We start from the raw sequence: 6133 nt of genomic DNA on the forward strand, positions 1-6133 counted from the left end.
ATGAATTGGGCTCCTACGGGGGTGAGTTCTGGCGGTGTTGCCGGGAGGAGCCCCGAGACGGGACCGCGCCGTCAGCACCCCGCCGTCTTGCCGTGTCCCCTGTCCGGGGTTTGCCACTGCCTTGCTCCCTGTCCAACTGTTCAACCTATGGAACAGGAGGGGGGAATGCGGATCGTCAGCTATTCCCAGGGTCGCAACCCGCTCAAATGGGTCCTCGATCAGGTCGCCGAGGATACCGTCGGCACCTTTGGCGGAGTCCAGCCAGCAGTGCCGGGATGGCAAGGGGGAGCAGAAAGATCTGAAGGATGCCGGGTAGGCTGACCTGGCCCTTTGCCGCCCGGGAGGATTAGCTCTCCTGGCAGAATCAGGACCGCAGGCAAGCCAAGCGGATCAATCGCCTGATTGCCAAGTGCCTGCGGACCCCGAACGGCTCCTGGTATGCGCACTAGCGCTCGCCGCCTGAGCCTTCCTTAGTTGTCGGCCCGGCCTCGTCGGACTTGCCGCCCTCCGATTGCTCCGTTTTGTGCGGGGCCAGCAGCTCCTGGCTTTGCCCGGCGAGAAGGCGGTAGCTCACGCCCGCCGGCGGGTTGATGAGCCGGACCCGGTTCTCCCCCCGCTCAACCACATAGCGCAAGGGCTCCCGGTTGGCGAAATGCAGGGTGATCGTCGGCCTCTCGCCCTGGAGGGCGGAGGCGGCATCCACGCCGATGGCCCGCCGGTTGCGCCAGGTGCGCACGGCGGCCTTGGCCTCTGCGGGCTTCATCTCGACCTGCCCGTCGGCCTGCCATCCCCCCTGGTCCGTCTCGCTGAGGGTGATCCCGGGGAGCTCGAGGCGGGTCAGCTCGGCCTCCCTGGGCACCAGCTGACGGCTAACGTAGGCGGTCCAGTCGGTTTTTATGTTTCGAACGGCCCCGGAGGCGACCCGGTGGCCGGTGCCGTCCACGTGCAAGAAGCGCTGCCGCTCGATGGGGTGCTTGCCGCCAAGGGCCAGCGTGTGGCCTGCGGCCTCGACCACCCAATCCGGGTCTTGCAGCCCGTATTCGGCGGCCTGGTCGTCGGCCCCCTTAACGGCGCCCTGGCTCTTTGCCTGGAGCAGGCCCACAAGGGATGTGGTTGGCTGGCGGACGGGGGCGGGAGGGACTGCCCCTTTTGCCAGTTTTCGGATTCTTAAGCATTTTTTGGGTCGAACGCAACCGGGGGATGGCGTTGTCCAAAGAGCTTTGTGCTGCTCTCGGCTTGCGGCGGCCCGGGCCCTGACGGGACCATACCGGGAAACCACGGCTCGCTCCGGGGGCGCTGGCAAGGTGGTTATCATGTTGCCAAGAACCTCGATGTGCCTGGTCCGTTAAAACGCATGCGCCCTGCGCATTGTCTCCTATCCATTTTTGCCGGTCCTGGCCTGGCGCAAAGACTTGTCCGCTGTCCCTGGGGCCCTTTCGGTCTTTGCAAGCCCTTTAATTGGGCCGGCGTCGCGAAACCCGGTCCGCACCCAACGCCCGGGGCTGAACTCGGTTGCCGAGCCCGCTGACTAAGGGGGGGTTTGACTGATACCGATTCCAACCCCCAACCAGCGTGTTGATTCCGCTGGTGGGTGGGGCCCATCCACCCGTCATGATGGTCAACCAACCGAAAGGGCCGTATGCCTATCCCGAATCCGGACCGTCGCTTCTGGAAGCTCGCCATACTCGCAGCCGGCCTCGTCGTGGCCGGCTGCGGCGATTCCCCGAGCTCCGGGGAAAGCTCCGGGGAAACGGCCACTGAAGAAACGGCCACTGAAACGGACATCGCCGCCCAAACCGCCAAGGAAGACAGCGCCCCTGCCGGGGACGGCGATAAGCCCCAGAAAACCCGGGCCTCCGACGGGCTTCCGGGCTTTACCGGTATCGTGGCGGCCAACCGCGACGCCGTGGTCAACATCAGTACCACCCGCAAGGTCGAGGGGAGCGGACCCGCGATGCCGGAGCGCTTCGAGGGAACGCCTTTCGAGGACTTCTTCCGCCGTTTCTTCGAGGGCCCCGAGCGGGAAACCCAGTCCCTGGGCTCCGGTTTCATTGTTTCGGGCGATGGCCATATCGTTACCAACGCGCACGTGGTGAAGAATGCCAGCAAGGTAGTGGTACAGCTGGCGGACCGGCGCCAGCTGGAGGCCGAGGTGCTGGGCAAGGATTTGGCCACCGACCTGGCGGTGCTCAAGGTGGCGGCCGAGGGGCTGCCCTCGCTGACCTGGAGCGAGGGCGCCGGACCACAGGTGGGGGAATGGGTGCTGGCCCTGGGCTCGCCGTTCGGCTTTGAGCACAGCGCCACCGCTGGCATCGTCAGCGCCCGGGGGCGCAGCATTCCCGGCCAGGCCGGAAGCTACGTCCCCTTCCTGCAGACTGACGTGGCCCTCAACCCGGGCAGCTCCGGGGGCCCGCTGTTCAATCCCGATGGCGAGGTGGTGGGCGTGAACGCCCAGATCTACTCCAAGTCCGGGGGCTACATGGGTCTTTCCTTCGCCATCCCCAGCAAGGTGGCCCGGGACGTGGTGGCCGAGATCAGGCGCGAAGGCGAGGTCAGCCACGGTTACCTGGGTGTGGCCGTGCAGGACATGAACCGCGAGCTCGCTCGCTCGCTGGGCCTGGACAAGCCCCGCGGCGGGCTGATCGCTCGCGTCCGGCCCGGGACCCCGGCCGACGAGGCCGGCCTGGAGACGGGGGACGTCATCCTGGCGGTCAACGGGCAAGAGATCGCTCAGGCCGGGGATATCCCGCCTCTGGTCGGCCGGATGGATCCGGGCTCTGAGGTGATGCTGACCCTACTGCGGGCCGAGCAGCGCATGGATAAGACCGTCACCCTGGGCGCTCTGGCCGAGGCACCGGGCAAGGGAGCGAAGAAGGCATCCGAGCCCACCAGCGTCCTCGGCATGCGCTTGGCGCCCGTACCCGATGAGCTGCGCCAGCGCCAGCCCCTGCCGGAAGCCGGCGGTGCCCTGGTCAAGGGGGTCAAGCCGGGCCCGGCCCGCCGGGCCGGAATCCACCCCGGGGATGTTATCCTCAAGCTGGGCGACGCTCGCATCGAGGGCCCCGGTAGGGTCGCGGACCTGATCGGCCGGGTCGATTCCGGGGCCCGGGTGCCGGTCATGATCCAGCGCGGCGAGCACACCCTGTTCGTGCCGCTGCGGGTGCCCTAGTCAGGGCGATCAGGCTTAACCGAATTTGCCGGCATACCGCTTATTGGCTATCCGGTTCGGTCAGGAAGTAGGCCGGAGCACAGGCGCGAATCCTGTGGGAGCGGCCATTGGCCGCGACAGGAAGGGCCTCCCATCCGGGTCGGGGCTGGTAGCCCCTCCCACAAGCACCCGGCCTGAATGAGGCGGATAGGCGGCTACCGCTTTGATTGAGGGGGGATTAGGCCCGCTACCCTAAAGCGGGGGGTGCAGGAGCCCGGCTTCGCCGGGCGAGAGGTTGCCGCATCGAGGCGCCGCAACCGAAAGGCTCGCCCAATGAATTGGGCTCCTACGAAGGGCCCCTGGGTGGCGGTAGGTGGTTGTGGTTGGGGCGCCCTTTCTTGCATTTTGCCACCGATCGCTGATAGCCGACCAAGGTTCGCCAGCGCCGTGCATCGGATTTTTCGACGTCATCTGCCCACCGAGGCTACCGTTCGCCAGTGGCTCGGCGACCATCCCCTGGTCGCCCGCATTCTGGCCCGTTCGGGCTTTCTGAGCATCCATCGGCGCGCCCTGGCCCGGGGCGTGGCGGTGGGGCTTCTGATCGGCCTGACTCCGACCGTGGGCGTCCAGACGGTCCTGATGATCCTCCTGTGCGTGTGGATCCGGGCCAGCTTCCCAGCCGCCTTTCTGGTTTCCTGGGTCAGCAACCCCCTGACGGCGCCGGCGCTGTACTTCGCCTTCAACCGCCTGGGGGAGGCGGTCTTCGGCCGGATGCTGGCGCCCCTGCTGTCGACCGACGGATTGGCCGACGAGGCCACCCGCCAGACGCTGTATCTGGCCCTGGGCAGCGGCCTCATCGCGGTCCCCGTCGCCCTGCTCGGCTACGGCCTGTTCCTGGCGGGATGGCGCTATTCGGTGGTCAGCCACCGCTGGCCGGGCGGACGGGGCCGGGACGGCCGCAATCCGCCCGGCGATGGAGGGAATGCCCCGGACGGCAACGGATCCGGGTAAGGGCGGGGGGCGCCTGCGGGCCGCTCCTGGACGTCGGGCGGGCGGGATCGTAGTCTCTGGGCTGGGACCACCTGCGCCCGGAGGAGGGGGCTATGCATCGGCTGGTAGGGGTGTGGGTTGCGGTTCGGGCTTTTCTGTTGTTCTTCGCCCTGTGGCTGGTTCTTACCGACGGGGCGACCGAGGGCCTCGTCTTCGGGGTCGCGGCCGCCGCTTTTGCGGCGGCCTTGACCCTGGCCGGCGAGCGCTCCCCCTGGCCGCTTCGCCCGCTGGCCTGGCTGACCTTTGGCCCCTGGTTCGTGGCGCAATCCCTTTTGGGGGGCTGGGATGTCCTCCGCCGCGCGGTGCGTCCCGATCGCCCCCTCGATCCGGAGCTGCTGGACTTCCCCACCCGCCTGACCACCCCCGCCGCCCGGCGCCTGCTGGCCGCCACTATTAGCCTGCTTCCGGGTACGCTGGTGGCCCGTATCCACGAGGCCCATCTGCGCGTCCACGTGCTTGATCGGGGGCTGCCCGTGCGAGCGGCGCTGCGTCGGCTGGAGAGGCGCATCGGCGGCCTCTACGGCGAGCGGCTGGGCCCGTGAGTACCGCCTTCGGCGTCATCGCCCTGCTGATCCTGGTCGCCGTGCTCGCCGGCCTGGTACGGATAGTCTTTGGCCGGGAGCCGGTGGAGCGCATGATGGCGGCCCAGCTGCTGGGCACCGGCGGCGTGGGCATGGTGGTGGCCCTGGCGGCGGCGGCTCGGGCGCCCGGTCTGGTGGATGTGGCGCTGGTCTTCGCCGGGCTGGCGGCGGTGGCGGCCGTGGCCTTCGTCCACCGCATCTGGCGCACGGGGGAGGGCATGGCGGATGATTGACGCCCTCGCCCTGCTGCTGGGCGGCGCCGGCGCGGTGTTCTTCCTGGGCGGCAGTCTGGGCATGCTGCGCTTTCCCGATCTCTACACCCGCCTGCATGCCCTGACCAAGGCGGACAACCTCGGCCTGGGGCTGGTGGCCGTCGGGACCGGGCTCCACCTCGGCGATCCCTGGCTGGGGGCGCGGCTCGCCCTGGTCTGGCTGCTGGTGATGGCGGCGGGTACCGTTGCCAGCCACCTCCTGGCGCGCGAGGCGGAACGCGAGGGACGCCGTCCGTGGCGGCCCTGATCGCCTTCGACGGACTGCTGGCCGCCACCCTGGCGGCGGTGGCCTGGGCGACCCTGGCCGGGGCCGGGCGCTTCCGGTCGGTGGTGCTGTTCGTGGTCTACGGCCTGCTGGTGGCCGTGGCCTGGGTGCGGCTGGGGGCGCTGGATCTGGCCCTGGCCGAGGCCGCCATCGGCGCCGGGGTCACCGGGGCGCTGCTGATGGCGGCGCTGGACCGGTTGCGCCGGACCGGCGACACCCCCGCCCCGGCCCCGCGGCTTTGGCCGGCGGTGGCGGTGGCGGCGGTGGTGGCTGCCGTCGGCACCGCTGCCCTGCTGGCCCGGCCGCCGGCCATGGGGCCCCCGGTGGCCGATAACCTCCCCGCCAGCGGCGTGAGCCATCCCGTCACCGCCGTGCTCCTGGCATTCCGGGCCTACGACACCCTCCTCGAGATCGCCGTTCTGCTCGCCGCCGGGGTTGCGGTGCACACGATTGCCCCCGTGCCGCACCCGCCGGCTACCGAGGCCGGCGACCTCCAGCGCTCTCTGCTGCGGCTGGTGGCGCCGTTTCTGGTGGTGCTGGCGGTGTACCTGCTGTGGCGGGGCAGTCACGCGCCGGGCGGGGCCTTCCAGGCGGGGGCCGTGCTCGCCGCCGCCAGCATCTTCCACCAGCTTACCCACTTTCCCGGGCCCCTGGACCGGCCCGCGGCCTGGCAGCGCCCGGGAGCGGTTGCCGGGCTGGGCGTTTTCGTCGCCGCCGCCCTGGTTACCCTCGCCATGGGCATGCCGCTGGCCTGGCCTGCGGCCTGGGCCAAGGCCTGGATCCTGGCCATCGAGGCGGCCGCGGCGCTGTCCATCGC

At 69.7% G+C, this 6133-nt stretch carries 7 protein-coding genes; 6 read left to right on the forward strand and 1 reads right to left on the reverse strand.

The features are described 5' to 3' along the window. Nucleotides 1-445: 445 nt before the first annotated feature. Complete coding sequence (locus V5A19_RS13365; protein ID WP_332319768.1) at nucleotides 446-1102, reverse strand: hypothetical protein; 657 nt, start codon at nucleotides 1100-1102, stop codon at nucleotides 446-448. A 537-nt stretch (nucleotides 1103-1639) separates the two neighbouring features. On the opposite strand from V5A19_RS13365, the gene V5A19_RS13370 reads away from it, so the two are divergent. The 6 genes from V5A19_RS13370 to V5A19_RS13395 form a co-directional block, all read left to right on the forward strand. Further along, nucleotides 1640-3169 (forward strand): Do family serine endopeptidase, encoded by a 1530-nt coding sequence (locus V5A19_RS13370; protein ID WP_332319769.1) that lies wholly within the window; start codon nucleotides 1640-1642, stop codon nucleotides 3167-3169. Nucleotides 3170-3595: 426 nt separating this feature from the next. Then, nucleotides 3596-4159, forward strand: a complete 564-nt coding sequence (locus V5A19_RS13375; RefSeq protein WP_332319770.1) for a DUF2062 domain-containing protein — start codon at nucleotides 3596-3598, stop codon at nucleotides 4157-4159. Nucleotides 4160-4251: 92 nt separating this feature from the next. Then, a complete protein-coding gene (locus V5A19_RS13380) occupies nucleotides 4252-4740 on the forward strand; it encodes a Na+/H+ antiporter subunit E (protein ID WP_332319771.1) in 489 nt (162 codons plus the stop codon). Continuing rightward, nucleotides 4737-5012, forward strand: a complete 276-nt coding sequence (locus V5A19_RS13385; RefSeq protein ID WP_332327923.1) for a monovalent cation/H+ antiporter complex subunit F — start codon at nucleotides 4737-4739, stop codon at nucleotides 5010-5012. The genes V5A19_RS13380 and V5A19_RS13385 overlap by 4 nt, the downstream gene beginning before the upstream one ends. Beyond that, nucleotides 5005-5298, forward strand: coding sequence for a monovalent cation/H(+) antiporter subunit G (gene mnhG, locus V5A19_RS13390; RefSeq protein WP_332319773.1), 294 nt, complete (start codon nucleotides 5005-5007; stop codon nucleotides 5296-5298). Before V5A19_RS13385 ends, mnhG begins: the two co-directional genes overlap by 8 nt. Then, nucleotides 5286-6133 (forward strand): hydrogenase subunit MbhD domain-containing protein (locus V5A19_RS13395; protein WP_332327925.1); only part of this gene is annotated, 848 nt, incomplete at its 3' end. The genes mnhG and V5A19_RS13395, both read left to right, overlap by 13 nt.

It is taken from the genome of Thiohalorhabdus sp. (assembly GCF_036628635.1).
Lineage (GTDB): Bacteria > Pseudomonadota > Gammaproteobacteria > Thiohalorhabdales > Thiohalorhabdaceae > Thiohalorhabdus.